Raw genomic sequence first — 26,322 nt, forward strand, 5'->3', positions numbered from 1 at the left:
CGAGGCCTGCACCGAATCGCAGTTTATCCGACCGCGACCTACCGAAACACGGACACGCGAGGCCGACACCGACACACCTTTCTTCCCGCTCTGGCACGGTGGCGTACATGCGACGCAGAGTCCTCCAGTTGCTCGTAGTCAGTTGCCTCGTCGCCCTCGCCGGCTGCTCCGGCGCGCTCACGGACGGCGGCGGGGCGGGCGAACGGACCCTCGACGACGTCGGCTACCCCGCGGGCGTCTCGGAGAACGGGACGAACGTGTCGGCGCTCGCGGCCGCCCACGAGTCGTACCTCCAGAACCGGAGCCTCACGCTCGAAGTGAGTTCGACCGTCAACACGTCGGCCGGTAACCGGTCGGTGGCGCTCGACGCCGCGGTCGGCGCCGACCGCGACAACGTGCTGGTCGACGGGACCACGATGGGCCAGCAGGTGTCGGTGTACCTGACCCCCGACCGGCAGTTCACCCGCATCGCCGGCGGGAGCGGCGAGGCCGCCTACCGGGCGACCAACCGCACGCCCGGGGCGGCACAGCTCGTCCCGTCGTCGTACTCCGGCGCGGGCTACCTCGACCAGTTCGGCGGCGCCGCCAACTTCACGCCGACCGGCGTCCGGACGGTCGACGGCACCCCGCTGGTCGTGCTCCGGGCCGACGGGAGCAACGCCACCGCGACCCCGGCGGCGAACGTCACCGACTACGAGGCGACCATGCTCGTCGACGAGCACGGCGTCGTCCGGTCGGTGACCGTCGAGGCGACCAGCGAGCGCGACGGCCAGCAGATCGGGACGAACTACTCGCTGAACGTCTCGGACGTGGGCGAGACGACCGTCGAGGCGCCCGCGTGGCTCGACGAGGCGAAGAACCAGACGAGTAACTGACTGGTCTCTTTTCGGCCAAAAACGTTTCGTCGGCGCGGTAAAGTGAAGCAGACGAACATGCGAAAACTACTCGGCGGGGCGACCGCGCTCTTCGGGCTCGCCGTGACGGCGCTCGGCGGCTGGATGCTGGTCCGCGGACCCTTCCTCGGCGGCCCGGCGCTCGACCCCGCGGCGATGCTCGCGGCGTTGACCGCGTTCCTCGTCGGAGTGGTGGTCTTCTTCAGGGGTCTGGTCCGGTGGGCCGGCGTCGGCGCGCGGCTCTGAGCCGCGGCCGGGGTCGCCACCGGTTCGGCGGGCTGACCCGCCCGTCCGGCTTTTCAGCCTGTGCGTCGATGCGTCGGCATGGGCAGCGACGGTCTCATCGAACTCGACGAGTCGTGCTGGTCGGCGCTGGCGAAGTACAACCTCGTGCTGGCGACAGTGTTCGCGGTCCTGCTGCTGGTCGTCCGGCAGGTGGAGCCGGGACAGGCCCAGCTGTTCCTCCTGGTGGAGAACGGGGTGCTGGCGCTGCTGTTCGGCGCCATCCAGACGTACTGCTGGATCTCGCGGTAGCCGAGCGGCGAGACGCGGCAGAAATCGCCCGCGACCGACTCAGACCCGCTCGGCGAACCCGAAACGGGGCTTGACCTCGGTGACCTCGACCTCGACCGTCTCGCCCGTCTCCGCGCCGGGGACGAACAGCGTGAAGTTCTCGACCTTGGCGACGCCGTCGCCCTCCGACCCCTCGTCGACGACCTCGACCTCGACGACGTCGCCCACGTCGACCGGCGCGATCGTCCGGCCCTTCGCGACCAGGTACACCTCCGAGGAGGAGTCCCGGGAGGCGTCGGGCCGGAGCGTCCGGACGTACTGGAACTCGGATTCGAGGTCCTCCCGGAAGTCGTCCAGGTCCTGGCCCTCGAACACCTTCACCGCGAAGTCGCCGCCGGTGTCGAGCACGTCGAGCGCGGTCTCGAACGCCTGGCGGGCGAGGTGGACCGACCGGGCGTGGTCGACGCTGTACTCGCCGGTCATGTTCGGCGCCATGTCCGAGAGCACGACGTCGACCGCGCCGCCGGCGACCTCCCGGACCTCCTCCTTCGTCGACTCCTCGGTCATGTCGCCGCGAACGGTCTCGACCCCGTCGATGGAGTCGATGCGCTGGAGGTCGACGCCGACGACGGTGCCCGCGTCGCCGACCGCCTCGGCGGCGACCTGGAGCCACCCGCCGGGCGCGGCCCCCAGGTCCACGACGGTCTTGCCCTCGTGGAGGAGGTCCTCCTCGCGGTCGAGCTGCTTGAGCTTGTAGGCGGCCCGCGAGCGGTAGCCCTCCTGCTTGGACTTGTTGTAGTACTTATCTTTTCCTGCCATCATTACCACCCAAAATTCCTTGACACTTTCATCGGGGGAAGGCGGCCATCCGGCGACCGCGCGGGCGAGGTTGCCTCAGTCATAGACTAATAAATGTGGCGTGTGCTGAAATGGTTGACGCAACCACTTCGATGAACAGATGTGGATTGGTGGGGGTATGTACGCTAAGAAGGCGTAGCAGGCTGTTAGGCCTACTATGCCGGCATTTATGGGCATGTATTGGCACCCGTAAGGGTATGCCTCATGGCAGCGATCCCGGACGCGTCGAGCGGTACGTCGAGAGACAGGTGGAACGCGTCAAACTCCAAGTCTCAGACCCCAACAGCAAGGACATCCGCAAGACCATTCGTAAAGGCCGTCGGGGCTCCATCCCGTCGCCGAAACGAAATCGGCGTAATAAGGACTCGTGGGGTCAGCAAACCGTCCGCAACAACGCCCGCAATCTCCGAATTCTCGCAGGACAGACGGAGGGACTTGAGGAGGTCAAGTACGAGGGAACCACGTGGAAAGGCCGTGAGGGCCGTGACGACTACTCTGACCGTCTCCTCGACCTTGACCCCGAAGAGGTGACGGAACTGATCGAGGACATGTCCATCGAGCGGCAGTGGAGTAAAGGCACGGAGCGCGACTACTGCCTGTCGATGAGGAACCTCTTCTTGGCCAACGGCCGCATCGAAGATGCTACCGAGATCGACTACCCGCAGATCGGTAACGATGACGCCGCCGTCGACATCGATACCGTTCCTTCCCGAGAAGACCTACATGCCATCATCGAAGGCGAGAACGTCCGCGACAAGGCGCTCTACACGGTGTTGTGGGAGTCGGGATGTCGGGTGACGGCCCTCGCCTCGCTGAAGATCAAGCACTGGCAGCCGATGGGTGATGGGCACGGGATCATCCAGCTCCCGGGCAACCACGTGGTTGGGATGAAGGGTGCAGGACACGATGCCAAACCCATCACGTTCTCGAGGGGCTACCTCGACAACTGGCTCGCCGAACATCCGCTCGCCGACGATCCCGAGGCACCGCTGTTCTGTCCGACCCGGCCGCAGGACGATCCTTCGGAACACCTTCATCCGCACTCGATCGCGACCCAACTGTCTCGGCTCGCCCGGCGCACCGACGAAGTCGACGAGGAACACATCTCGCCTCACACGTTCAAACACGGTAGGGCGAGCGAGATGCGGGCGAGCGAGCGGTTCGATAAGGGTGACATCGAGCAGATTCTCGACTGGGAAGAGGGGACGCCAATGCATTCGCGCTACGAACACGTCACGCAGACAGACGAAGCAGAGCGAATCCTCCGGAAACAGGGCTACGAGCCCGACGGGGACGACGATGGTGATCCCATCGATCAGTATCCCTGTCCACGGTGTGGAACGATGGTTGATTCCCACGCGGATTATTGCCCGAGCTGCTCCTTGAGGCAGACGGACGGCCAGCCGCGTTGGTGGCGTATCTACCGTGACGTTGCAGCAGAGGACGATCCTGTTCGAGAGCAGTATAGCGACGACATCCCGCCTGCCTCGATGAGCCAGCTCTCACCGGGGTACTTCGAGCACGTGTTGGACGTTTTCAGCGTCGCACTTGTCCAGCAGATCACCGACGCGATTCCGATGGGGGATTTCGATATGGGTGCCAGTGTCGACGGGCTCGCCGCCGAACCCGAGATGAGCGGCGAGGATGCGAAGTGGCTCAGGGAAAATTACTCCGAACTCGAGGATCGACATCAGGACGAATACCCAGCCAGTATCGATCTCCGCACCGAATAGTTGTACTGGGCTGCCGTCGGCAGGTTTTGAGTGTGTGCGTTTATAAGCAATCAGCGTCCACGTCGGTGATGCAATGGCCGAAATCAAGGAACTTGAAGAAGGGGATCGTGTGCATTTGGAGACCGTGGAAGCGGTTCACGCCGAAGATGACTCGGCGGAAATCTACTGTCGGGGTGACGATCATCTGATTAACGACACCGGTACTGTCATTGATGTCCGCGACGGTGAATCCATCATCGAACTGGACAAGCAGCGGCTGACGTACCCTGATGACGATGATTACGTTTCGCCTCGTGTGCGTGTGAGTGAGGGTACTGTCTATCCGAAGTGGGAACTGGTGGATGATGCTCCGGAGGACAAGTGGAAGCCGATCCCGGCGCCTGCTGCGTTCGTCGAGGAGATCGAACTGGTGGAGGAGTGACGATGGGTGAGGATCAGTCCGACGCGATGTTCGATCTCGCCGAGGAGTTGCGCAAGCGTGTGGATGACCCGGATGGCGTGTCGTCGGGGCGGTTGGACGGTGGCCGTGCGTACGTCGTGCCCGCGGAGACCGAGGCAGAAGCCGACGAGATCGCCGACTGGGACGTGGACGCGACTGACGAGACAGAGGTTGTTCAGACGCGGGCGGTTGACACCGAGTACGGTGTCGCATTCAAAGTCGAAGAATAGCCGGCGGCGTCAGTCGTCTCGGTAGGAGAACCACATCTGTTCGGGTTCGACGAAGTAGTTGGCGTCGCGTGAATTCCAGTTGTAGCTATCCTCGTCGGACTTGTACGTTTCACCGGGTTGTAGTTGATCTTTGGAAGTGGTGAAACGGCCTCTCGCCTTGACGCCGCGGCTGCGGTGAAAGGGATTAATTCCGCGTAACGATCTGGATGGCCTCGGTGACGGCCAGACCGAAATCGTCGCTGGTGAGCCCCTTTGGTAGCTTACCCGGAGTTCCGTGATACGTTACGAACTGATGCTCTTCGACGCTACCCCTGTAGTGGATTGAGAGGTAGTAGTCTTCGCACGCAACGTTCGTCGTAACGTACTCGATCTCGTCCGATTTTATCGGTGCCTCGATCACTCGCCACCCATCTTGAATCTCCGCCGCATCCACTATTTCTCGGAAACCATCGGCAACGTCCTCTGTGCCGGGAGTGCCGTCGAGGCCTGCGTTGTCGATCCAATTGCGTAGTGCAGCGGCCACACGCCACGAATCCTCCCACATCTCGTCGAGTGTCGGTGAGTCGGGCTCCTCCGCTGTCGCGTACCACTGACCGTCGGTAGTGTGGTTGATAGCGACCGACGACTCGTCGCGGTCGGCGGTGAGGGATTTTTCACCGTCGGTGCGATGAGCCACCCAAATGTCGTAGCCGCGCCTGTGCATCAGATCTGCACAGTCCTGCAGCCCTTTCGGAAGTTCATCGTATCCCGGTACGTCGCATATACCGCCGTGACTGGTTTGATTGGTGGGCGTACCGTTCGTGTTCGCAGTCTGCTGCGTCACGTTTCACCCTAAAATCCGCCAGTGGAAGGTATAAGCACACTGTCCGAGGGGGTCGGAGAAACAGCGGGCGTGTTGGGAGTTAGTCCGATATTGTCGTTGTGGTGGCCGCCGCCGAATACCTCCTTCCGACGTGATCGATGAGGCGGCTTCTTCTCACGCAGCCTGTATGCCGGCAATCAAGTCGAAAGCACTCCGAAGAATCAGGTGGGTGGTAAGGGTGACCGCCCGGGTGGATGGGGGGTGACAGCCGGTGCGGGACGGGAGGCCCGTGCCTACCCCTCGCTGTCTCTAAACCGCGTGTCTCCATACTGTTTCCAGTCCTTGATTACATCGGCGAGAGCCTGTTTCGCACCTTCACGAAAGTCTGCCACGTCCTCTTCGTGGAGCCCCGGCCCCGCGACGCCCTCCGGATAGTCCTTCTCACCCATCTCCTGCATCCGCAGAGCCCGTTCCTCAATCAGGCTACCCATCCACTCCTCGTGATTCGCCAACCATGAGAGAGCGGCAATCACGGTCTTCACGTTCAGATCGCGTTCCTCGGCATACTCCTCGATGGTCACGTCGGTGCCGCCGATCTGCAGGGCGACAGTCAGCACGGGCAGGCGACGGCCCGCGATCCGAGGCTCCCCTCCTCGGGTATCTCGACATGCACGTCAACCATCGAGAACCTCCTCGATCATCTCCCGCACGTGCCTGTTCTGGCGCCAGTAGTACGCGACGCGGCGCCGTTCCCGCCGCTCGTCCGCGTCCATCTCCTCGCTGATGCTCTCCAGCAACTCCTCGGGAGAGTCGACGCCGTACTCGTCGCGCCACTCCCGCTCCTCCTTTTCCTGCCGCGCGAGTTCCGCTCGGAGTTCCTCGTCGGGGCAGTCGGCCAGTTGCTCGCGTTTCTTGCGGCGCAACTCCTCCTCGTCGTAGTCGGGGAGCGACAACGGCTCCGTCTCGCCGTCGACGTCCTCGATGTCCTCGAGCATACACGGGTCTACGCGGTCGCGGCACTTCGTTCCTGTCAACCCATATATGGATAGTCAAGGGCAGTAAGACGGGAGCGTAGTCCGCCTGCCGAACGCGGCGGACGGAAGCTCCTCCAGAACCGTGGAGATGCCGCCCGAGGCGCACGGACGGAGACTCCACCTAGCCTATCACCGAAGCGGGCGTCGGAGTGGGCGTTGCGTTCCTCCAACCCGCCCGGCACACGCGTCTCCATCGGCGAGCATCAAAAACGCTGCCCCGCGGGCATTAACGCCGGCTACACGCCGGCACTTATCCGACATGGTAGCACCAAAGCAGGTATGGACGAACTCGAAGAAGTCAAAGCGAAACTCGCCATGGCGGCCAGCGGCCTCGCCAAGACCCACGAGAACGCCGAAGGTCTCGACGAGGTGGACGACGAAGCCCTCGCCGACATCGAGAACGCGAGGGAGTCCGTCCGTAGTGCGTTGGAACGCATCGACAACGAGGAGTAGCTCGCCGAGTCAGTCGTCGTCGGGCGCGGGTGCCTCGTCCGGCCAGACGACGCGCCTCTCCCATCCGATCTTCGCGCCGTCATCGAGAGCACGGTACTCGTCAACCCGGTCAATCACTCGGCGCACAGTCCCTCGAGAGAGTCCGGTCTCTCGGGCGAGTCCACGCTTCGATGCCTCGCCGTCCGACTCTTCCCACCGATCGACGACTTCCATCACGGCGTCCCACTCATCGTTGTACGCGGGGACGAGGTACCTGCCGGCGGCATCGAACTCGGTTCCCGTCCACGGCCGTCCCTGATACTCGCCGCGGTCAATCCGCCGCTCGATCTCCTCGATGGCGTCCTCGATCTCCGCCTGCTTCTTCGCGTCGTCGGCGGCGGCCAGCATAGCCTCCTTGGCAGCGGCCCACGGATCGGAGATGTCGATGCGGTCGCGTTGGTGGCTGTGCAGCTCAACGCCGCGCCGCCGCATCGTGATCATCAAGTCCATCCGCTCGTCGAAGTCGCGCCCGAGGCGGGAGAGCGACTTGACGACAACCGCATCCACGTTACCGGCCCGAATCCGGTCGATCAGCGACTGATAGGCCTCCCTGTCCGGATCGTAGCCACTCTCGTGTTCACCATCGTTGTGGATGGCCCGAAGTTCCAGATCGTCGTGTTCCCGGCAGTGGTCGGTGATAAGCCGTCCCTGAGTCGGGATGTTGTCCTCGGCGCCCGACTGAGAGAGACGCGTGTAGCCCTCTGCTCGCTTCATAGGTCATCACCCTCCTCATCGGAGACGAACTCGGGGCGGACAGGATGCTTCTCGTCCAAGTCGAACCTCCAGACCACCTTGTCGGCGTCCGCCGCCCCCTCGCCGCGGAGGACGTCGACGGGGATGGTGGTAGCGCGACTACCCTCCGAACGCTTCTGAATGGTGGTAGTGCGGCTGTAGATGTCGTCCGCGCGTTCATCGGATGCGCGCCCGAACTCGACGTAGATGCGGCGGTTGTCATCGTAGAGCCAGCGCACTTCGGCGTCCTCGGCGTCGGGGGCTTGAGTCCACATCAGGATTCGTGGGGGAATGGTGGTTCCGCGGGAGCCGCCAAGTGGCCAAATGTCGGTCTCGACCTCGTTTTCGCCGTGTTCCATCAGCGTGTGTAAGTACGTGTCTAATTTTTATAATTCCAGTTCTGGGCTGCTGATGTGGCCAGAAGCCCCGGTATCTGGCCACCTCTATACATCACTCTCCGAGGGGAGTAACATTACTTGGGCAAAAGATGACCTATACTCTACGTGAACGCGCTACGCTTCCGAAACGACCTCGACGACTTCTAACCGAGACTTGCGTCGTGTGCAGGAAGGGCACTGTTCCCGAATCACGTCTCCCTCCTGCACTGGCGGAAGTTCGTTGGCGTCGATGAGAACTGTGTCACCGCAACCGGGTAGCTTCTCGGTGTTTACCTCGTCATTGTAGTCGGACTGTTCGGGGTTCGGGTGCAGGGCTCGGATGTAGTCTACCATGCGATTTTCGCATATCCAATCACCGTATGTAAATGTAGAACCGGAAAGGCTGCTAATTCAGGACAGTATTCTCCCTGTCCACTCGGTCAGGAATTCCCGACTACTAGAACAGTCTCGGTGCCCGCATTCTCGACAGCGCGGCCACTTCATTGCAGAACCCCGAACTGATTCAAGTTCATTTCGTAACCTCGCAACGAGTTCATCAAGTTGTGTCTGCGATCGCCGGGATCGCGGATACCCCTACCCACAAATCAAACCCGTTGACTCACCATCTACAACCCGAGCAACTCCTCGAGTTTGTTACGCATCTCGTCGTTCCACTCCACGCGACCACGTTGAAGTGAGTTCGACAGGCCAATCAACTGTCGCTTCGCCTCCAACACGTCCTCCCTCGGCGGAACGAGTCCCAGTCGTGCCCCATACATCGGGATGTCATCAATAGCCGCCTTCAGCTTCGACGCGTGGCTCCTGAAGGCTTCCTCTGCCTCGTCAATCCGATCCGACTCACCACTTCCCGGGTTCGCGATCAGGTTCGCGTAATCCACCAAGTCCTGTGAAACATCTCGGCGAACCTGCCGGTATTCGCGTATTGGATCTACGATGAACACCTTCGCTGCATACGTGCCGAGACCACCGGCTGCGAAGAGACCGCCGATAATAGCGATGAGAGACACCATGATCCATCATTTTGAATGGGACATAATAGAACACGGTAGGTGCGTGCCCCGCTCGCTGCGGTGGAGTCTGCTAGACATTCTTGACGTGGGGTGCGACGCGACCGCCGGCAGAGCCAAGCAGATCACGCTACCACCTCATCGCAATCGACGCGGGTTCTCGCTCGCCCGCTCAGTCGCGTCCTCAACCGTCTCGAAGTAGACGTGGTACCGGTTCCGTCGAACGCCCTCGTCGCTGATCTCCACTTCGCCTTCGCCGAGCCGCTCCCTGACCACAGACTGCACCTGTTCGACGTCCGTGTCCGCCGCAGCCGCAATCCACTCCATCCCGCGCCAACGTGGGTACTCCCCCTTGAGGACGTGATCGACACGATCCTCGGGAGTGTAGTCTGTCGGGTAGTCGGGGTCAAGATCGTCGGGATCATCCGACGGAAGCATCGCCTCTGTAGCACGCCCAAGCGCCTCCTCGCAAGCGTCCAGTTCCTCGTCATCGTCGGTCATACTACCCGATGGTTCTCCCTCGACTTATGCGCCGGCGTCTGCGAGCACTTACCGTCGCTGACACCGGATTCTCCGGTCGCGTGCAACTCGACGACGTCGACAGCCCCCGAGCAAAGCTTGTCCTCCTCTACCTCCAGACGAACAGCCCCTGCCCGCCGCGCCACCTCGCCGAAGATCTCGACGCCAGCCTGCTCACCATTCTCGGCGTCCTCGACATGATGCGTCGAAACTGGCACGTGGAGAGACGCAACGGAAACGTCACTCTTCCACCGGACTAACCCGCAAACGCCTCTAACCAACCATACATTTAACGTGAATATACCCCCTCACCTGAACCAAATGCCGGTAACTCTTCTTGGAGTCGGTGCGGGCATTCTCATCGGCGCGGCAGGGGGAATCATCGTCCAACGCTACCGCCATCGACTCGAACGCAAGCAAACAGCCGACAAATGGTACGCCGACGCGCTCGGACTCATCAGCCGAGCAGAACGCATCGGCCACCGAACAACCGAGTATCAAGAAGAAACCGACACCGAAACCCTCCGATCGAACCTCGAACCACTATCGGAAGACCTCAAGGAACACGCCGCCAGAGCACCTTCATCCATCCCACAAGAAGCCCGTGACCGGCTTGACGTCCTCGCCGACATCACGACCGGACTCATCATCGTCTCCGAGAAGGATGACAACATGACCGGTACCGAGATGCTCGCCAACCTTCAGATGTTCGTCAGCGAACGCGTTGACGACGAGGACGAAGACCTCCTCGACATTGAGCAGGTCAACGAGATTATCTCCACTGTCGACACGGACTCTATGGCCGAAGACCTCCCCGCCGAAGACGTGGACTTCGACGAAGAGGAACTCGAAGACCTCCTTGCACAGGTCAGCGACGAGACCCTTCAAGCACAGCAGATCCAATCGGTTGACGACGCGGTCAACTTCCCCTTTATGGAGGCGAACGAACTCCTCGACGACGTGGACATCGTGGATGAGGTGATGAACGACGGGATGCGGGAGTACGTCCGACTCTGGTTGATAGATGCCACCGACGACATGTTCAACGAGATGGAAGTCTGCCGAAAACGTGTCTGAGAATATTATATTTGTAATCTAACAGTACTCGTTCGCGAAAGGTGGCTACTTCTACAATGGCCTCTGCAAAGCCTGAAGGTCGCTCCACAAACCGCATGGTGAATTTTCTACGAAGTCCGTAGACCTTGTCAGTTTCTCTCGGGATTGCCCCTTCTATCGAGGAAAGTCAAAGAAGTTCAAACGTAGCGAAAATGTTATTGAGACCTCTCTTGCCAACTCATCCACCGCTCGAGAGCGGAACGCTGCTCAATTACACGCCACTTCTTTCGACCACCGTCGTACACCCACCCGAAATCCGTCTCAATCTTTTCGATGAGCTCTTGCGAGTTAAGGTTCTGGCCAGAATCGCGTTTAAGCACCGACTCGTCGACCTTTGCAGCCTCTTGAATCATCAGGTCACCCACTAACTTCGTTGCAGCAATACTTCCGAGACTGAACGTACCGTAATCGTACTTCGTTTTCAGCCACGTTTGATGGCCTGCGTCGTTTCGAAGTTCAATGACGAAGTGAACCAGCTTTCGGTCTTCAGACGAGATTAGGTCAGCATCCTCTGCTCTGTTAGCGTACCAAGCTGTCGACTTATCCCTATTTGGCAAGTCTGGATGGTCTTTGAAATAGTGTTCAAAAAGAGATGCGGCACGCATTACTGCAGTATGATGTTGTCCAATATCTGCCAGTTGCTCGATCTCCATTGTTTCGACGAAGAGGGGAAAGTACCATTGGTCGTAGGCCTGCGAGGTAATCCTGAAGAGATTATAGAGACCAGCTAAGATCAGACCTCGACTCTCGCCGGAATTCGTCGATACCGCAGCTTCCCAATAAACCCGACCACGCTGGTTCAAATCTCGGTCACCTTCAGCGACCGATTGAAATGCCTGTTCCTTGTACTCTTCATACTTTTCTGAATGAATATTAAACCCGTAGTACAATGCGCGCGCGGTGTCGATGAGTTCCTCCTCACACCAATTTGGGCCGTTCCCCTCGTCAAAGACTTCCGTGAGCCCTAGAGAGTCTAAATTGATTTCAGAACTAGTATCACTTCCTTCAGATCCCAACTCGTCAGAGGGGGGCATACCCACGCACTTCTCTTGATAGCATAAACCAATTCCTTTCGAGGTTCCCCGGTTTTCACTCTGACAAGATTTAACACATCTCCCTAGGTATAGGAGAGTATCGTGACAGTGAATGTTTCATATGGATCGCTCATCTCGTTCTTTGAGCAGCAATCATCTGATACCAACTCCGACACGCCCACTACAGAAACGAACGGTCTGTGTCTTCTCGCGGGCGAAATCGTTGGTCGGAACCTTCGGAATGCCCTCGCTCGAAGGGGTATCAAGGCCGGGCGAACGACAAACATCACTACTATCGAGGACACCGCGGTTAGACTGCTAGAAGAACATCATCGAAACGAATCGGCTGATTGGCCTCAGGTTCGCCAATTAGACGGGAAAATATACGAACAATTCGTTCTTGACGCAATCACCGAAGCTGCAGACGACGATGGGTTGGATGTCGTAGAATCCTTCTTGGGTCGTATTAATTGGGAAGACAGAGATGACCTGTTGGAGACGCTTGTGGATGAGCTTGACCGCTACTATCGATGCACAGATGCTGGCGATAACCACGAAGAAGTTACTCAGATAGCATCCAATCTCGGGGACGAATATGCCAAACAGCGTTCCAGTCGGGCATTGTCGGCCTTTGATCAACTCCATAACTATCTACAAAACAGAACAGAACCACTTCCCGACACGGAATACCTGTCAAGAAGCCATTTAGTCAAGGCCGCTCGTGAGCGAATGGCAGAAAACTGGTCATCAGCTTATCCCGACGTTGAGTGGGTCGCAGTTGCGACGATCAACGTTCTCGATAACCCAACTCTCCGATTTTTTGAAGAGCTGGCATCAATTGACGCCGGGCCAGAAGTTTATTTTTTCTTTAATGAAGACGGGTCTGGCGAAGACCTCAAAGACAGATTGGATAGCACCTCCGTAGATGTCTCTGAGACGGATCAATTCGATCGAGTACCACAGAGCCCAGTCTCGGAATTGATGGACACAGCAGCGGGATTACCACCAAGCCACATCGATGATGTCGAATTCGTTGAGGCTCCGGACACTCGACGGGAGTTAGAACATATTGCGAGAAGGATTCGAGAGATTACCGGTCAGGGAGTGTCAGATGCAGATTCACTCGTAGAGGACGCGTCCGAAACCGAACTAGGAGATATTATAATCGCGGCCAAGGACGTGATTCCCTACCGGTCGACGATTTCGGATGTATTCACCACCCATTCGATACCGTTCCACGTCGAGGGGCGGCGGCCGATGATGCAAACGACTGCATATCGGTACCTCCAGTCCGTCTTTGAGTTACTAAACTCGGCGCATCACGATGAGCCAGTAGATTACTGGGAGTTGATCGATCCACTTCGCCTTGGATTCTGTCCTCCAGAAGATTACTCTGAAATGTGGCCAGTCAGTGACGATGTCTTCCTTGAATTCGAACAACGCCTACACGAGGTGCAACGGGAGGCCGGGCGTCCGATGGGAGTCGAAGCGGGTGCAATGACACTTGAGGATTGGCGTGCTGAGATCGAAGCATTGTATGTGCGCAGTGATGCTGAGCAGTTATTCGATTTGATTGATTGGATCGACGACACCAGCAGCGGTTCTCCAGAGTCGGGAGATGCAATTGCAACTCTTACCCGCGATCTCTTACAGGTACATCTATTCCACTTGACTTCGGGAGGCGTCCGAACTGCCTCTGGCCCGGGAGTCGATCCTTCTCGCACCGCCATCAATATTAAACACGACTCACACGTTGCTCGCCGATTGTTGGACAACGCTGAGAGACTTCAGTCGTACTTTGATTATTGTGTAGAAACTGGTCTCGGCGACCCGGGCTGGGAACTAGCCCTTCAATCGTTCACCGACGTGTTTGGAGGGGAGTCCTTCTGGGAACGGAATGCCGACGGAAACGCTGTCCGAGTCATCAACGCAGCGAACGCGTTCTTTGCTGAAGCAGATCATGTGTTTGTTATCGGTCTTGCCTCAGAAGAGTTCCCGTCAGAGCGGAGCCCGCCGAGCTTTCTCCACGATGAACTATATCAGGAGACTTGGCAGGTCGCTCAAGAGGCAGATCATTCTGAAAGCCCGCGGCCGTATCTCTACTTCCCATCTCCCGAAGACCACTTCCAGCAGGATCTGGATGAGTACAAAGCAGCTGTAGAAACAAGCTCTGACCAAGTTTGGTTACTTCGCCAATTCAGAGATGCAGAAGGAGATGCAGTTCCTTGGTCATCATTTGTAGATGCTTTCACATCCCGTGATACCTTCGACGACATACATCACATCCAATTGAGCGACTGGCTCCCTTCGGGCAATCGCTACGGGAGTTGGCAAACCGCGACTCTGAATGCTACTACCCGCGACCGGTTGCGGATGTCGCTTTATCATCTACCAGACGGCTTGAACGCAGATACGTACACCCCCCGGCTTTCACCACACCCATTAGATAGTGAGCGGGGGCTGGTTGAACTACTTGCTCGGGTAGATGGTAGGGCCTTCGAGAACGAACTCGAACCACGCCGGAGTCGATACCTCGGTGACGACATCGGCCAGATCGAAGTCAACCCCGAGTCATCCGTCTTCAATCGCTACCTAAACCTTGAGGAGATCGTTGGCGGCCCAGTCCGACTTCATGAGCTTGATCTGTATGCTAAGTGTTCACTCAAGTACTATTTCTACCAGTATCTGTTTGCAGCGGGCGGAAGCACGATTGAGCGTGACGAGATTCCCGGAGATATGGATCCGTATTCGACCGAGGAGTACGGGCAGGTACCGACGATTCTCCGGGCCCATTACGCGAAGCGTGAACACCGAGAGGGTATGAGGCATCTCATCGAGTCCCCTGACCGCCTAGCCGATCGACAAGGCGCGTTAAGAGGATATAGTAGTGTGAGGGATCTTCGTGATGATCTTCGTGAGTGGATAGCTGCCGATGACATCACGAGTTCGGTCATCCAGCCGGTACTTAGTGAGTATCTGGCTGTTTCTCAAGAGGACGACGCTGGTATCGAACGTTCTTGGGAGTGGGTAGACGAAGGTACTGTGGCCTTTGACGACACCGACGTAGTGATTCCGGGACACAGAGTCGATACCTTCCCAGAACGTGATTCATATCTCCCAGTCTGGTACACAGGTCAACCCAGCACCGCGAAAATTGCGACAAAACGTTGTTGGCACGGGTCTGGTGTCAGTTCACCGGATGACCGAGAGATATGCCGGAATTGTGGTGCAAGCGAGTACTGCGATTACGATGCAAAGTTCATTCTCGACCACAGGCTCAAGACGGCCAGATTCGCCACTTCGGATTTCGAGGGTGTAATGTTTCAAGAGCCGTATAGAACGGCCCCTTCGTCACGACAAGGTGTGGTAGTCGGCTTGGACAATACAATCCCCGAGGAAATACCACACGAAGCCAATCTCGAACAGGTATCTGAGGGGGACTGGGACGATTGGGACAATTACTGGGAAACCGCAATTAGCACAAACACAAACCATATGACAGGCACGGACTCAGCAATCGAGTATTCGGTATCCGATCGATTTGTGGCAGAGGGCGGCTGTGAAGGCTGTGCGTTCAGGGATCTCTGTCAAGTTCCCTTCCAACAAGAAAGAGGTGATAACTAATGAGTAGTGAAGAACAGGAGGTCTCCGCATACGCCGAGGAGATGGAACTTGAATTCGGGAATAGAGGAGAGCCACCGTTCCGCCCAACACCTGACCAAGGCGAAGTGATTAGGTCGTATTTCGAGGAGAGCGGACGCGTCGCGGTTGACGCCTCGGCAGGGACTGGAAAGACCACGACCCTCATCCTAACATTGGCAGAGATGGTTGTACGCGAGGCGTCCAGCGACTACAACCCGCTCGAGAATACGTTAGTAACTACGTTCACGAAGGATGCGACGAAAGAGTTGAAAACACGCCTCAAACGCATTCTGAGATTGCATGGAGACGTACCTCCTCACGTGTTCCGGTGGATAGAAACGGGGAGCCATATCCAGACGCTCGATTCGTTCTTCAAGGAGTTACTTCAGGAAATCTCGATCGATCTGAATATCCCACCAGACTTTGAACTTGACTCGGCGGTCGAACTTCAGCAGATACGAGAAGAAATATTTGAGGAACTTCGTCGAACCAATAGAGAAGAATTCGAAACTCTGAGTCAAGAGTTCCCGACGGAGGACTGGCGAGAGTACTCGCCAGACACCGTCGAGGAGATGATTCAACAAGCACAACAAAAGTGCAGAGAATTTGGAATTTCACCAGATGAAGCAATCTCACAGCTACGGGCAAGCCTCGATGTAAGCCACGGCGTAGCACATCCTGATTGGCCCGATGATGGAGATAGTTTAGCTCCATTAACCAACGGGCCCGATACCGCTCCCCCGGATGATATTGACGATGTTGAGCAGTTGCTACAAGCTGTCGTGAACCCGGGTGCGGAGCTTCGGTTTGATTCTCGACTGAATGACGACGAGAGAGAGCAAAGACAGCAGATGCTCCTTGAACATGTCCGAGACACATACTTTCGAACAGAGGAAGCTATCGAAGCGTTTGGCACCCTTCTAAATGAGTTCGAACAACGATACGACGAACGAACCCGTGGCGAGGGTCAATTCTCGTTCCAAGATATTTCTCATCTGTTACGCAATCACATACAATCGCAAGGCGAGGACGATCCCTTCGTACAGAGTCTGGGGAGTAGGTTTGACCATGTTTTCGTCGATGAATTCCAAGATACGAGCATAGTCCAGTGCGAGATTATCCGGCATCTCGTCGACTCAGGGTGCGATGAAAGCATCTTGACTGGTGAAAGTGAAGACGACCCTGATGAGACCGGGGACGACAATATATTGATGATCGGGGACGTGAAACAATCGATTTACGAATGGCGTTCAGCCGATCCCGCCCTATTCGCAGACATAATCCAAGCAACGCGAGATGCCCGTCCCGGAACGGCAGTGGTACCACACCTCTTTATTAGGAATGTCCGCTATCACGCCTTGACTTCCGTCTTCCGCCACCATCCTGACATCGCTTATGCTGCGAATCACGTCTTCCAAGACGTACTAGAAGATGATGGAAGAGGTGCAATAGGTGGGATCCAGCCGAACTATGTGCCGATTCAACCACGGGGTGACGGACTGGAGTGGGACGACGAAACGGCTCATATTCATGTATTAGATATTGATGCGGCCTCCAACGACAATCACCGGAGTTGGGTTCGTACTGACAATTGGGCACGGGACGAATCCCGACGGGTTGCTGAAACCATCGCCGCGATGGTTGACGAAGAGAACGCGGATGACCCTCCTATACAGGTTCAACGAGGTGTCGATGAGGATGGTGAACCGATTCTCGATCAGCCTGTTCCGGGAGACATCACACTCCTATTCCGGTCGAAACGGAAGATGCAGGACTTCGCCGATGTTTTGAGAGACAATTACGGAATCGACGCCGCACCAATCGCTACGGACGACCTCTTCGAACAACCAGAGATCAAACTTCTGACTGACATCCTTTATTGGTTTGCTAACCCACATAATAGTGGAGCTCTCCTTCGGATACTTAGATCACCTCTGGTTGCAGTTTCTGATGGGACACTCCGAGCATTAGCTTTCGAGGATTACTATATCGGAGACCTATTGGATTCGTGGCCGGACGAGCTTCCCTTAGATGATAAGGAACGACTCGAACACCTCGTCACCCTTAGAGACGATCTCCGGTGGGATCGAGAGAACTCCAAAACAGATCTTGTCAACCGAATCTTGCAGCACTCTGGTTTCGATTCGGTCGTGCTTGCGGATACTGATGCACTTCGGAGATACGGGAACCTTTGGTTATTCTCGGAGCTAATCGACGACTGGGAGGAAGACGAACTTCTTCCATACCGTGACTTCGTCGACCGGCTAGTCACGCTGCGTGACCGTGCTGACAGCTCGAACCCGCAATTCGAGGTAGCAGAAATTGCAGATCAGGATAATGATAGTGCGGTCACTCTCACGACGGTTCATAAAGCGAAGGGCCGGGAATTCCCCATCGTCTTCCTTTGCGATCTTGTCAAGCAGTCTCGTTTCCCACCAGAGCAACACGACCGGCTGCTGACGAGTCGACGCTATGGAATGGCACTCCGCCCCCGACCTAGTGATCTCCCATTCCCTGACGGTGTCCATTTCCCAACTCCGGAAGATGATTTGGGCTCTTCGACGTGGTTTAACGATGACTTTGACGTAGACAGTTTCCCTACGGCTACAGGCCCGACTTGGGTTTCATATGACCGAGATGCGACATCTGGACAATTCAGCTATTCCAACCCACTCAACAATCACCTTGCAGAAAGTGAAGCAGAGTTCTGGCGAATGGCATACGTTGGGTTCACGCGAGCAGAAGATCATATCTTCTTCGGGCTATCCGACTTGGACGAGTCTTCAGACTACTACGACGAAGTGCAATGGTCGATGTGGTTAGCAGCATTGAACGATACACTCCAGCCCTTTGGTGGCTGGTCGAACGTGTCGCAGCGTGATCGGTCAGATAGAGTCATCGATCGCGATCTCAGGTGGGAGACAGATCAAGGAGACCCAGTTACGGAGACTATCCGAATCGGGGTCGACGAAGTAGAACCTAGCTCAGAGCGAACACTCGATGAAATCGACGCATCGGGCCTCGACTTTCACCTCGAGACCGATGGGATGCCGGTCGAACACCCCGAATACAGACCACTCACACTGGCAGCATCCTCACTCTTCGACCTGATCGAGTGCCCAAGGGCTTACCAGTATCAGCACGCACAAGAGATTGAACCAGTTCGTGGAAACGGTGCTGAATCCACAAGCACCCCCGGTGATCGACTTCCAGATGAATGGGGAGAGAGTGTCCATCGAAGCATAGAACTTCGATTACAGGATGAAGCCCTGTTCAATAGTTATGCCAGAGGAAACGAGGATATTGAAGACCTGCTGAGACACGTAGTCCTCGATAATCTCACGGACACAGATGCCTTCTCAGCTGCCGATAGAGCGACTGAAGATGACGTGTTCACCGAGATCTCGGTATCTACACTTTATGAAATCTCAGGGAGAGAGATCCGAGTTAACGGCGATATAGATTTACTCTACCGAAAAGATGGGGATTGGCACTTAGCTGACTGGAAAACCGGAGGACATTACGAAGATGGTGACTACCAACATCGCAAGTACATTCACCAGTTGTCCGTTTACGCGTGGTTACTCAGGCGTGAGTTCGGGATTGAGATGTCGAGTGCAACTCTCGTCTATATCGATGTGAATGGCAGTCCGGTTGTGAAGGAACAAGAAGTGACCAGTGACTTGGTGACTGGTACACTCAACCGCGTCATCGAAGAAGACGTACTGGGATTAGATGTTCAGGACTCTGATGGCTTAGAAGCCAATCCGGGAACTGATAGATGTGGGGCCTGTCCATACGGAGCGAACAAGGGTGGGCCTTGTTTAGACGACGCTCTATTCGACGCTGGTGACTAAAAGAACACATCCCGTACCTCACTCAACCAATTTCATAGAGGCCACCTCGGATAGGACGTTGATCATCGGGACTCCCTTGCTCTGTACCTACCACCAAGAAAAGTCCACCATTGTCACGATTCAAATACCAGTCAGAATCCTAGGAGAACCGTTATTACCGCGAGATTCCCAAGTCGACGTATGGCCTACTGGAAGTTCACCTGCACGTGGGACACCGAACGGGAGTGCATGATCCGTCGCCTGTTCGGCAACCACCAACGAGAGACCGACGAGGGTGAACCCCTTGACGTGGAGCAGAACGATACCCTGTTCCTTCACCGAATGATGACCAAGCAAAGCGACAGACACGGATACCTTCTCGGCCCCTTTGTCGCCACCTCCGACGCCAAAGAGAACATCAATCCTGACGCGTGGAACCACCTCGGCAGTATCGACTGGCAAGTTGAGATTGACTGGGTAGAACCCGTCTACAGCCTCAACTTAGATGACTGGACGGATGACGATGGAGAGTCCACGATGGATGTCACTCAGTACGCACAGAAGTTCAACGAGGTGCAGGGCATCTTCTTCGAAGGACGGTTGAGGAACGAAGGCAACCTCATCATCAACTACCCCTGATGCCAGAGATAGTGAACGTCGTCGCAGCGGGGAAGCTCGGCCGGGAGATGGACATTCCCGCTATCACCGAGGACATCGACGCCGCCGTCGTCAAACTCTCCGACGAGAGCTACTCCCACCGAGTCGTCTACCTGCGGCGCGATGAAGGCGGCCCGATGGCGACGCTGTTCCGATCCGGTAGCTACCACATCACAGGTGCCGACAGCACCGAAGGGGCGGAGGAATTGAAGGACTGGATGGTGGCCGCACTCGAAGACCTCGGCATCGAAGTCACAGCTACGTTCGCCATCAAGAACGTCGTTCTCACCGGCGACTTAGAGGAGCAGGTTAACTTGAACACGCTCGTTACCGCACTCGGACTCGAGAAGACCGAGTATGAACCGGAACAGTTCCCGGGTGTCGTCTACCGTCCGCCGGACATCGACTGTGTGTTTCTCATTTTTGGAAGCGGAAAGGTGGTGATCACCGGTTCGCCGGACGTGGAGACCGCCGTCGAGGGGTTCCAGAAGGTGACGGAGCGGCTAAAACAGACCGTCGGTTGACTCGGCGGACTTGAACTCGGCCAGTGTCGTGTAGTTGAACGGCGGGAACACGACACGGTTCTCGTACGGGATTGGGTCTTCTATCTCGTACACTGAGTTCTCCTCGAAGAATAACACCTTCTTCCCCGAGTCGTAGCCCTCGTACTCCTCCACTGGCCGGGCGAGATTGGCCTCATCGGCTTCAACAATCTCCCGCACCTTTCCAATGTACTTCACCTGCCTCACGTCCTCGCTGATGTAGATTGCCACGTAGTCCGGTTCTCGGTTCATCCGGACGAACCCCCAAGCGTTGTTCTCTCGGATGAAATCCACACCCTCCTTGCGCGAGGGTGCAACGGCGACGAGGTCGTCGTCATCCCCCTCGACTTCGGAGCGGGCAATCGTCCCAGCAAACTCGGTGTCTGCGCTCATACTTTACTGATAAACATGTCCACTCTTGATGTTTGTGTCTCGCCGCGGTGGCATCAGTATGTTTTACAGTAGGGACTGAGAAGCGGGCAAAAAGGGGAACCGATGGGATGAGTACATCAGACAAGTCGATGGAAGAGCTAGCCGAGGAAAGCCGTAAACAAGAGAAGGAGCGGTATGTGAAGAAGTGCGCCACGTTCCAACGGGAGATATTCCGAACCACCGAGGTGAAATTCCGAGAGTTAGCCGAGACCTCGGACAACTTCAGGAACGTCAACGTCGACTTCGTCCGGGAGAACCCCCTCACCGTCCGCATTCTCCGTTACCTCACCGAGCCGATTCTGAGCCGCGACAAGTTTAGCGAGTACTGCGACGTCGGCGATCAGACCCTCGGAAAGTACGAGGATTACGAGGACGACACCACGCCGCGGGCGGAGACCGCCGAGAAGATCATCGACACGTTCGAGGACTACCGGAACGAGAGCTTGCTGCCGTGGCTGGAGATCGGCGAACTGGAATATCACGAGTACGACGAGGACGCACTTATCAAGAAGCTCCAGACCTCCATCGCCTACAACGTGGCCACTTCCGAGGCGAACACTGAGTACCGGAACTGGCGGGCGACAAAACAGCACGATTACATCGCGGACGAACTGGTAGAGGCCGGATTCGAGAAGGTGGAAGCAAGCGACGTGACCGAATTGGAACCGGGGCAGTACGAGACCGAGTTGAACGTCTCTAACGAGGAAGCCGACTTCGCCATCAAGAACCACGGTGGGGAACTCATCCTGACCGAGGCGAAGATGAGCGGCACCGAGATCAACTTCCGCAAGCGGCGGAAAGAGATGATCAACGACTACACCGAATGGACGGACGACAGACCGGACGCTCGCATCGTGGGCGTCATCGGCGGCGTGATCAACACCGACGACGTGGAGCTACTCCAAGAAGCCGGTATCACGGTGTTCTGGGATCACGAGCTTGACGGCCTATCCGACTTCGTCTCTGACTAAATCACACGTCGAGAACGTCATCGAGCGCGTCGCTCAACTCGCCGAGCACCTCGTCCTCGTCACCGTTCCGACTCGCCTCGCACAGATCATCAAACAACTCGGCCAACTCCTCCACGACTTCTCGGTCAAGCTCGCGAGGATCGATGACCGGAACACCCTCCAGTTCGTTCGGTTCCACTTTGTCCATACCCGTGCTGTACGTCCTCCCGTGCCGCTTCACGATCTCGTCAGCGAAGGGGCTGTTCAGGTAGGCGAGGAGAGCCTTGGTCTCCGTCTCATCCAGTTCGACGTCGAGATAGACACAGTGCAGGTTCGTCAGGTTCCGGGCACCGGTCTTGTTCTGGACGAATCTGCCACGTGACCGACTCATGTACGTGTAAAGGATAGGAGCAGGATCGCGGCGGTCAAACACGTACCACGGTTCGCGGTTACTGGCGAGATACCCCTCGTGAACCTCCAACTCCTCCATACCGTACTTCAGATACTCCACGACACCCGGCCTTTCCCCACCGCCACCACCACCCGTCGAGAAGTCGCTGATGCGGGTGTTCTGCCCATCCTCTTCTTCGGTACCGTCAGGGTGAATCTCCGGCACCCACTCAAGATCGTCAAGGTGGTAGGGGATCCACACCTCCCTACCCTCGTCACGCTGCTGCTCCCAGTCCTCTTCCCGATAGTCGAAGTGAGGAACGGCCCGGGCGTTGCGGATGAGCGGAGACAGCCACCGATCCTCGATGTCCCACTCGTACCCACCCGACGAACTGGAGAGTTCCTCCTCGCTCAAGCAGAAGTAGTCGTTCTTTCCCGTGGCGATGCCACGGTTGACCTCGCCGATCTCCGAGAACGGGACGAGTTGCTCGTCCTCGCCGATGTCGAGCGGGTCGAGGAGATCATCCCACTTGTCATCGGGTTCCAGCGCAGACTGCCTGACCGTATTGACGAATCCCCACTCGGTCTCGCCTTCGGTGCCGTCCTCGATGGCGTCCAACACAACATCCTGACCCGGCCAGTCGTCCACGCGCACGAATTTCGTCAGTTCCTCGTCGTCCTCCTCGTCCTCGGTCTTCCGCTCGAGGAAACTGATGAATGACGTGGTAAGCGCCTCGTCAAACTGCGAGTCGGCTTCCCTGTCGTACAGGACGAATCCGCGGATGTGGTAGTTGTCCAGCAGAAACGCCTTCAAGTCCTCTCCGTACTTCGTCTCGAGGAACTCGGAGGGTGTGATGAACGTCGAACGGCCGTCGTCGGTGAGGAATTGCGTGGCGTGGATGTAGAAGTAGGCGTAGAGCGGCGAAAGTGTCGAAATCGAACGCCCCGCCACATCCTCCATCTGACTGTTCATCTCTGCCTTCACGTCCTCATCGAACTCGTGATGGCGAGTATAGGGCGGATTCGAGATGACCGCGTCCACCTCTCCGACGTCTTCCGGCTGGAGATCGAGGAAGTTTCGCGTTTGGAGATTCGGCCGGCCACCACCATTCGAGAGCCGAAGCGAGACGTCCGCCATCAAGACGGAGAGCGGACTCAAGTCCACACCACTCATCTCGCCAAGAGTATTCTCACCACTACGCGACTTCTTGACTTCATACGCACTCGTCGAGAGTGCGGCTGCACCGATGCCCGGATCGAGAACGATGTCGTCAGCATCCCGAACCACCCACTCCGCCATCAAGTCAGCGATGACTGGCGGTGTGCGGAACTGGCCGAGTTTGTGCCTGTCCTTCCGCGGCACGAGCGACTCATGGACGTGGCCGATAGCCTCGGCGGGATCGTCTTCCGAAGCGAACCGCTCCCCGGCCTCAATGAGCCGTTCGAGATCGTCCTCGCCGAACAACTGTGCAGCGTCGGCGAGGAAGTACGTTGAGAAGGACTCGTCTCCGGTCACCTCTTCAGCCTCACCGACGGCATCGTGGAACGACGTAGCATCCAGCTCTGAGAGTCCCTCCTTAGAACGGTAGGACTTGTAGAGCGTTGCGGCGAGGGCGACATGGAACGCCGCCTGTCGTGCGACGATGGCTTCAGACGAGTCTGTCCGCCCCAGTCCATGACTCTCAACCCACTCTTCGAACCCGTCCACGTCGCTGATGTCCGACTCGATGGACTGGGCCGCGTCCGTCACGATTTCTTCGACTGTTCCGGCACTACTCATTCAATCACTCCCGTTGCGGGCGTCAGACCGTAGATGCTCACGTTGCTCTGATGTTCTGACTCTCCCTGTATGTATCTACCTGACTCCATCATCCGGCGCCGACGTCGTCACTCCTCTCATAAAAAGCTATCAACGGGGCATGTATCTGGTTCGTTATGCAGCTCTCTAGCAACGAATCTGTAGACGACGTGGCCAAGGAAAGCCAACGATTTGAAGAAGAACTCTTCCTCGACGCGATCCGTGACTTCTACGAACAAGAGTTCGAGGAACACCGTGAACTCTTCGACTACGCGGCCGAGCACACCAACAACTTCCGTGATTTCGGCTCGTCCGTCATCCGCAACAACCCGAACGTGGTAAAGGTACTCCGCTACCTCGTCAAGCCACCAATTTCCCAGATGAAGTTCGGCCAGTTCGCTGGCATCAACAGTACTGACTCCTACGAAAAAGACAGCCCGACGACGCCACAGCACGACACGGCAGAGCAGATGGCTGACTTCGTGGAAAGCAACCTCGACGAGCGGAAGGTGCCGTGGCTGCACGAGAACGTTGATGAGGAACTGGAACTGGAACAGTCCCGTGAATGGGTGTGCGACATCATCGCCCAGTCCGAGGCCAAAACACGCTACCGGAACTGGCGCAAAGACGTGCAAGAGGAGAAGGTAGCCGAGACCATGATGGAGGCCGGATTGGAGAAAGTAAGTCGCAGTTCGACACTTGAGTCCAAGGACGACATCCCCTGCGGCTCGTTCGTCCCCGAAACCAAGGTGAACGTCACCGGTGGAGACCACCAGAAAGCAGACATCGTAGCCCGCGACAAGGACGGAGAACTCGTATTCATTGAAGCGAAGGCCATCGGAGTAAAAATCGACTCCTACAAGCGGATCAAAGAAATTCGCAACAAGGAATCCGACTGGCGCCGCACCTACCCCGACGCTGATGTGGCAGCCGCCCTCTCTGGCTGGATTCCCGAAAGTCAGCTCGAGACCCTCATCAACGACGACATCACCATCTTCTGGGAACACCGGCTGGAAACCCTACACGACTACTTCGCCTGACCCCGTCTCCAGAAACCTCATGGTTCACTATTGGAATGGGAAAGCATGGACATCGGAAAAATCCCCCGCGGCGAAGACTTCGCCCATAAATTCGCACGTGGAGAATGGGCCGAAACAGTCCTCCTAGAAACTATTGAACGACAGGACGGTGTCTTCGCCTTCCAGTACGGCGTCTCCCGCGGCGACGCTCTCGACACCAAGGACGAACTAGACCAAGTGAAGGAACCCGGCGTTGAGGAGATGAAACGACCGGATGTCCTCGTGTTCGAGGAGGAACGGCTGAATGACCTCGATGAGAACACACAGGGGCTAATCCATGATTACATCTCAGCAGACCCGGACGGGATGGCGGAGATCCTCCCCCTACTCGAACAGGCTGACGCACCGTCGGCCGCCACGATGGCTCTCGAGGCCGAGTCAAGCAAATTTCACATCGGCGAGCGGAGCTACAACAGCTCGCTTTCCGCCTACGTGAAGGACGAGGACTACCCTCGCCTCCAGTCGTGGCGAGACCAGCACGAGGTACCCATCTTCGTCTGCCAACTCTTCTTCGACAGAGGCTACATCATTCCGTTCGCCGCCTACGAGGAGTACGCGGAGGGCGCCCGGAACGGCTCCACATCCGTTCCCGGATTTGAACACGACACCATCCCCGTGATCTGGAAGGACGGACTGCAGGCGAAGGTAGAGAACTTCCCCTACTCGGAGCTGCTTGGCACGTTCACCGAAGACCCGTCCGTCGTCCGACACACCAACAACGACATCGAGGAAACCGACTTCGACTGGTCACGCTCCGGCCAGCTGGACGCCGTTGACTCGGCGTTCTTCAGTGGCGGAACGCTCTCGCTCGAAAACCCGTTCACCGACTATCTGTGACCGAAGACATTCCCCAGCCCGCTACCGAGCCCTACTCCGAGGGCGATCGGGTGAAGGTCTACCTCGCTAAAGACGACACAGACTCTGCCCTCCACGGTACAACGGGAGTAGTCGACGAAACACTCCGCGACTCCCTTGGCGAGGAAACAGGGCGTAGCACCGATTCGGTAAGCTATCGGATCGAAACCGACGAGGGCGTACTCAACACGTGGTTTCGTCACCACGACTTGGTTCCTGCAACTGAGGAATAGATCCCTCCCGAAGCGGGTTATCGCGGAAAGAGTTCGGTGAGCTGCACAGCGCTAGCTCAGTTAGTCCTTCATCACGACGCTGGCACCGACGCCAGCAACTGACCCCAC

At 57.2% G+C, this 26,322-nt stretch carries 29 protein-coding genes; 17 read left to right on the forward strand and 12 right to left on the reverse strand.

Annotated elements, in window-relative coordinates; genetic code table 11:
- The first annotated feature begins 107 nt into the window (after positions 1-107).
- The 3 genes from DVR07_RS14855 to DVR07_RS14865 all read left to right on the forward strand — a co-directional run bounded on the left by DVR07_RS14855 (position 108) and on the right by DVR07_RS14865 (position 1,427).
- Positions 108-875 carry a DUF7537 family lipoprotein gene (locus DVR07_RS14855; RefSeq protein WP_115798047.1) on the forward strand — a complete coding sequence of 256 codons (768 nt, stop codon included), beginning with the start codon at positions 108-110 and terminating at the stop codon, positions 873-875.
- A 57-nt stretch (positions 876-932) separates the two neighbouring features.
- Positions 933-1,139 (forward strand): hypothetical protein, encoded by a 207-nt coding sequence (locus DVR07_RS14860; protein WP_162829582.1) that lies wholly within the window; start codon positions 933-935, stop codon positions 1,137-1,139.
- Positions 1,140-1,217: 78 nt separating this feature from the next.
- The gene (locus DVR07_RS14865; protein ID WP_115798049.1) at positions 1,218-1,427 is read left to right on the forward strand and encodes a hypothetical protein; all 210 of its coding nucleotides are present in this window, start codon (positions 1,218-1,220) and stop codon (positions 1,425-1,427) included.
- Positions 1,428-1,466: 39 nt separating this feature from the next.
- Here the strand turns inward: DVR07_RS14865 and DVR07_RS14870 are convergent, their stop codons facing one another.
- Positions 1,467-2,225, reverse strand: a complete 759-nt coding sequence (locus tag DVR07_RS14870) for an RlmE family RNA methyltransferase (protein WP_115798354.1) — start codon at positions 2,223-2,225, stop codon at positions 1,467-1,469.
- A gap of 236 nt (positions 2,226-2,461) precedes the next feature.
- On the opposite strand from DVR07_RS14870, the gene DVR07_RS14875 reads away from it, so the two are divergent.
- The 3 genes from DVR07_RS14875 (at position 2,462) to DVR07_RS14885 (ending at position 4,666) form a co-directional block, all read left to right on the forward strand.
- The gene (locus DVR07_RS14875; RefSeq protein ID WP_162829583.1) at positions 2,462-3,997 is read left to right on the forward strand and encodes a site-specific integrase; all 1,536 of its coding nucleotides are present in this window, start codon (positions 2,462-2,464) and stop codon (positions 3,995-3,997) included.
- Positions 3,998-4,070: 73 nt separating this feature from the next.
- Positions 4,071-4,418: a hypothetical protein gene (locus DVR07_RS14880; RefSeq protein ID WP_115798051.1), complete on the forward strand. Its 348-nt coding sequence runs from the start codon at positions 4,071-4,073 to the stop codon at positions 4,416-4,418.
- Positions 4,419-4,420: 2 nt separating this feature from the next.
- Positions 4,421-4,666, forward strand: a complete 246-nt coding sequence (locus DVR07_RS14885; protein ID WP_162829584.1) for a hypothetical protein — start codon at positions 4,421-4,423, stop codon at positions 4,664-4,666.
- 184 nt (positions 4,667-4,850) lie between these two features.
- On the opposite strand, the gene DVR07_RS14890 is transcribed toward DVR07_RS14885, so the two are convergent.
- The 3 genes from DVR07_RS14890 to DVR07_RS14900 form a co-directional block, all read right to left on the reverse strand.
- Positions 4,851-5,489 (reverse strand): hypothetical protein, encoded by a 639-nt coding sequence (locus tag DVR07_RS14890; protein WP_162829585.1) that lies wholly within the window; start codon positions 5,487-5,489, stop codon positions 4,851-4,853.
- A 272-nt stretch (positions 5,490-5,761) separates the two neighbouring features.
- The gene (locus DVR07_RS14895) at positions 5,762-6,085 is read right to left on the reverse strand and encodes a hypothetical protein (RefSeq protein WP_240318888.1); all 324 of its coding nucleotides are present in this window, start codon (positions 6,083-6,085) and stop codon (positions 5,762-5,764) included.
- A 57-nt stretch (positions 6,086-6,142) separates the two neighbouring features.
- A complete protein-coding gene (locus DVR07_RS14900) occupies positions 6,143-6,463 on the reverse strand; it encodes a DUF7342 family protein (protein ID WP_115798055.1) in 321 nt (106 codons plus the stop codon).
- A 318-nt stretch (positions 6,464-6,781) separates the two neighbouring features.
- On the opposite strand from DVR07_RS14900, the gene DVR07_RS21735 reads away from it, so the two are divergent.
- Positions 6,782-6,955, forward strand: coding sequence for a hypothetical protein (locus DVR07_RS21735; protein WP_162829586.1), 174 nt, complete (start codon positions 6,782-6,784; stop codon positions 6,953-6,955).
- A 9-nt stretch (positions 6,956-6,964) separates the two neighbouring features.
- Here DVR07_RS21735 and DVR07_RS14905 read toward each other — a convergent pair whose 3' ends face one another.
- From DVR07_RS14905 to DVR07_RS14920, 5 genes are all read right to left on the reverse strand, one after another.
- A complete protein-coding gene (locus DVR07_RS14905) occupies positions 6,965-7,708 on the reverse strand; it encodes a recombinase family protein (RefSeq protein WP_115798056.1) in 744 nt (247 codons plus the stop codon).
- Positions 7,705-8,085 (reverse strand): hypothetical protein, encoded by a 381-nt coding sequence (locus DVR07_RS14910; RefSeq protein ID WP_115798057.1) that lies wholly within the window; start codon positions 8,083-8,085, stop codon positions 7,705-7,707. The genes DVR07_RS14905 and DVR07_RS14910 overlap by 4 nt, the downstream gene beginning before the upstream one ends.
- A 153-nt stretch (positions 8,086-8,238) precedes the next feature.
- Entirely contained in the window at positions 8,239-8,457 is a 219-nt protein-coding gene (locus DVR07_RS21740; RefSeq protein WP_162829587.1) for a hypothetical protein, read from the reverse strand.
- A 272-nt stretch (positions 8,458-8,729) separates the two neighbouring features.
- The gene (locus DVR07_RS14915; protein WP_115798058.1) at positions 8,730-9,134 is read right to left on the reverse strand and encodes a hypothetical protein; all 405 of its coding nucleotides are present in this window, start codon (positions 9,132-9,134) and stop codon (positions 8,730-8,732) included.
- Positions 9,135-9,269: 135 nt separating this feature from the next.
- On the reverse strand, positions 9,270-9,632 hold the full coding sequence (locus tag DVR07_RS14920) for a hypothetical protein (protein ID WP_115798059.1): 363 nt from the start codon (positions 9,630-9,632) through the stop codon (positions 9,270-9,272).
- Positions 9,633-9,712: 80 nt separating this feature from the next.
- On the opposite strand from DVR07_RS14920, the gene DVR07_RS14925 reads away from it, so the two are divergent.
- A complete protein-coding gene (locus tag DVR07_RS14925) occupies positions 9,713-9,910 on the forward strand; it encodes a MarR family transcriptional regulator (protein ID WP_115798060.1) in 198 nt (65 codons plus the stop codon).
- 61 nt (positions 9,911-9,971) lie between these two features.
- Positions 9,972-10,727: a hypothetical protein gene (locus DVR07_RS14930; protein ID WP_115798061.1), complete on the forward strand. Its 756-nt coding sequence runs from the start codon at positions 9,972-9,974 to the stop codon at positions 10,725-10,727.
- Positions 10,728-10,921: 194 nt separating this feature from the next.
- On the opposite strand, the gene DVR07_RS21745 is transcribed toward DVR07_RS14930, so the two are convergent.
- The gene (locus DVR07_RS21745) at positions 10,922-11,800 is read right to left on the reverse strand and encodes a hypothetical protein (protein WP_162829588.1); all 879 of its coding nucleotides are present in this window, start codon (positions 11,798-11,800) and stop codon (positions 10,922-10,924) included.
- A 102-nt stretch (positions 11,801-11,902) separates the two neighbouring features.
- Between DVR07_RS21745 and DVR07_RS21750 the strand changes: the two genes are divergently transcribed.
- The 4 genes from DVR07_RS21750 (at position 11,903) to DVR07_RS14955 (ending at position 20,459) form a co-directional block, all read left to right on the forward strand.
- A complete protein-coding gene (locus DVR07_RS21750; protein WP_162829589.1) occupies positions 11,903-15,424 on the forward strand; it encodes a hypothetical protein in 3,522 nt (1,173 codons plus the stop codon).
- Entirely contained in the window at positions 15,424-19,299 is a 3,876-nt protein-coding gene (locus tag DVR07_RS14945) for a UvrD-helicase domain-containing protein (protein ID WP_115798064.1), read from the forward strand. The genes DVR07_RS21750 and DVR07_RS14945 overlap by 1 nt, the downstream gene beginning before the upstream one ends.
- Positions 19,300-19,479: 180 nt before the next feature.
- The gene (locus DVR07_RS14950) at positions 19,480-19,917 is read left to right on the forward strand and encodes a hypothetical protein (RefSeq protein ID WP_115798065.1); all 438 of its coding nucleotides are present in this window, start codon (positions 19,480-19,482) and stop codon (positions 19,915-19,917) included.
- Positions 19,917-20,459 (forward strand): TATA-box-binding protein, encoded by a 543-nt coding sequence (locus DVR07_RS14955; RefSeq protein ID WP_115798066.1) that lies wholly within the window; start codon positions 19,917-19,919, stop codon positions 20,457-20,459. The genes DVR07_RS14950 and DVR07_RS14955 overlap by 1 nt, the downstream gene beginning before the upstream one ends.
- Here DVR07_RS14955 and DVR07_RS14960 read toward each other — a convergent pair.
- A complete protein-coding gene (locus tag DVR07_RS14960; protein WP_115798067.1) occupies positions 20,439-20,870 on the reverse strand; it encodes a hypothetical protein in 432 nt (143 codons plus the stop codon). The genes DVR07_RS14955 and DVR07_RS14960 overlap by 21 nt on opposite strands.
- Before the next feature lie 107 nt (positions 20,871-20,977).
- On the opposite strand from DVR07_RS14960, the gene DVR07_RS14965 reads away from it, so the two are divergent.
- Positions 20,978-21,880, forward strand: a complete 903-nt coding sequence (locus DVR07_RS14965; RefSeq protein WP_115798068.1) for a XamI family restriction endonuclease — start codon at positions 20,978-20,980, stop codon at positions 21,878-21,880.
- A gap of 1 nt (position 21,881) precedes the next feature.
- On the opposite strand, the gene DVR07_RS14970 is transcribed toward DVR07_RS14965, so the two are convergent.
- On the reverse strand, positions 21,882-24,029 hold the full coding sequence (locus tag DVR07_RS14970; protein WP_115798069.1) for an HsdM family class I SAM-dependent methyltransferase: 2,148 nt from the start codon (positions 24,027-24,029) through the stop codon (positions 21,882-21,884).
- A gap of 155 nt (positions 24,030-24,184) precedes the next feature.
- Between DVR07_RS14970 and DVR07_RS14975 the strand changes: the two genes are divergently transcribed.
- From DVR07_RS14975 to DVR07_RS14990, 3 genes are read left to right on the forward strand one after another with little or no spacing between them, the layout of a single operon-like run.
- Positions 24,185-25,087: a XamI family restriction endonuclease gene (locus DVR07_RS14975; RefSeq protein ID WP_115798070.1), complete on the forward strand. Its 903-nt coding sequence runs from the start codon at positions 24,185-24,187 to the stop codon at positions 25,085-25,087.
- Positions 25,088-25,132: 45 nt separating this feature from the next.
- Positions 25,133-25,963, forward strand: a complete 831-nt coding sequence (locus tag DVR07_RS22405; protein WP_240147549.1) for a hypothetical protein — start codon at positions 25,133-25,135, stop codon at positions 25,961-25,963.
- A complete protein-coding gene (locus tag DVR07_RS14990) occupies positions 25,960-26,214 on the forward strand; it encodes a hypothetical protein (protein ID WP_115798073.1) in 255 nt (84 codons plus the stop codon). The genes DVR07_RS22405 and DVR07_RS14990 overlap by 4 nt, the downstream gene beginning before the upstream one ends.
- Positions 26,215-26,322 lie beyond the last annotated feature (108 nt).

The sequence above is a fragment of the Halorussus rarus genome (assembly GCF_003369835.1).
Taxonomy (GTDB): Archaea; Halobacteriota; Halobacteria; order Halobacteriales; family Haladaptataceae; genus Halorussus; species Halorussus rarus.

Coding starts and splice junctions, on each gene's coding strand:
- DVR07_RS14855 (WP_115798047.1), top strand. CDS start 108: ATGCGACGCAGAGTCCTCCAGTTGCTCGTAGTCAGTTGCCTCGTCGCC.
- DVR07_RS14860 (WP_162829582.1), top strand. CDS start 933: ATGCGAAAACTACTCGGCGGGGCGACCGCGCTCTTCGGGCTCGCCGTG.
- DVR07_RS14865 (WP_115798049.1), top strand. CDS start 1,218: ATGGGCAGCGACGGTCTCATCGAACTCGACGAGTCGTGCTGGTCGGCG.
- DVR07_RS14870 (WP_115798354.1), bottom strand. CDS start 2,225: ATGGCAGGAAAAGATAAGTACTACAACAAGTCCAAGCAGGAGGGCTAC.
- DVR07_RS14875 (WP_162829583.1), top strand. CDS start 2,462: ATGCCTCATGGCAGCGATCCCGGACGCGTCGAGCGGTACGTCGAGAGA.
- DVR07_RS14880 (WP_115798051.1), top strand. CDS start 4,071: ATGGCCGAAATCAAGGAACTTGAAGAAGGGGATCGTGTGCATTTGGAG.
- DVR07_RS14885 (WP_162829584.1), top strand. CDS start 4,421: ATGGGTGAGGATCAGTCCGACGCGATGTTCGATCTCGCCGAGGAGTTG.
- DVR07_RS14900 (WP_115798055.1), bottom strand. CDS start 6,463: ATGCTCGAGGACATCGAGGACGTCGACGGCGAGACGGAGCCGTTGTCG.
- DVR07_RS21735 (WP_162829586.1), top strand. CDS start 6,782: ATGGACGAACTCGAAGAAGTCAAAGCGAAACTCGCCATGGCGGCCAGC.
- DVR07_RS14905 (WP_115798056.1), bottom strand. CDS start 7,708: ATGAAGCGAGCAGAGGGCTACACGCGTCTCTCTCAGTCGGGCGCCGAG.
- DVR07_RS14910 (WP_115798057.1), bottom strand. CDS start 8,085: ATGGAACACGGCGAAAACGAGGTCGAGACCGACATTTGGCCACTTGGC.
- DVR07_RS21740 (WP_162829587.1), bottom strand. CDS start 8,457: ATGGTAGACTACATCCGAGCCCTGCACCCGAACCCCGAACAGTCCGAC.
- DVR07_RS14915 (WP_115798058.1), bottom strand. CDS start 9,134: ATGGTGTCTCTCATCGCTATTATCGGCGGTCTCTTCGCAGCCGGTGGT.
- DVR07_RS14920 (WP_115798059.1), bottom strand. CDS start 9,632: ATGACCGACGATGACGAGGAACTGGACGCTTGCGAGGAGGCGCTTGGG.
- DVR07_RS14930 (WP_115798061.1), top strand. CDS start 9,972: ATGCCGGTAACTCTTCTTGGAGTCGGTGCGGGCATTCTCATCGGCGCG.
- DVR07_RS21745 (WP_162829588.1), bottom strand. CDS start 11,800: ATGCCCCCCTCTGACGAGTTGGGATCTGAAGGAAGTGATACTAGTTCT.
- DVR07_RS14945 (WP_115798064.1), top strand. CDS start 15,424: ATGAGTAGTGAAGAACAGGAGGTCTCCGCATACGCCGAGGAGATGGAA.
- DVR07_RS14950 (WP_115798065.1), top strand. CDS start 19,480: ATGGCCTACTGGAAGTTCACCTGCACGTGGGACACCGAACGGGAGTGC.
- DVR07_RS14955 (WP_115798066.1), top strand. CDS start 19,917: ATGCCAGAGATAGTGAACGTCGTCGCAGCGGGGAAGCTCGGCCGGGAG.
- DVR07_RS14960 (WP_115798067.1), bottom strand. CDS start 20,870: ATGAGCGCAGACACCGAGTTTGCTGGGACGATTGCCCGCTCCGAAGTC.
- DVR07_RS14965 (WP_115798068.1), top strand. CDS start 20,978: ATGAGTACATCAGACAAGTCGATGGAAGAGCTAGCCGAGGAAAGCCGT.
- DVR07_RS14970 (WP_115798069.1), bottom strand. CDS start 24,029: ATGAGTAGTGCCGGAACAGTCGAAGAAATCGTGACGGACGCGGCCCAG.
- DVR07_RS14975 (WP_115798070.1), top strand. CDS start 24,185: ATGCAGCTCTCTAGCAACGAATCTGTAGACGACGTGGCCAAGGAAAGC.
- DVR07_RS22405 (WP_240147549.1), top strand. CDS start 25,133: ATGGACATCGGAAAAATCCCCCGCGGCGAAGACTTCGCCCATAAATTC.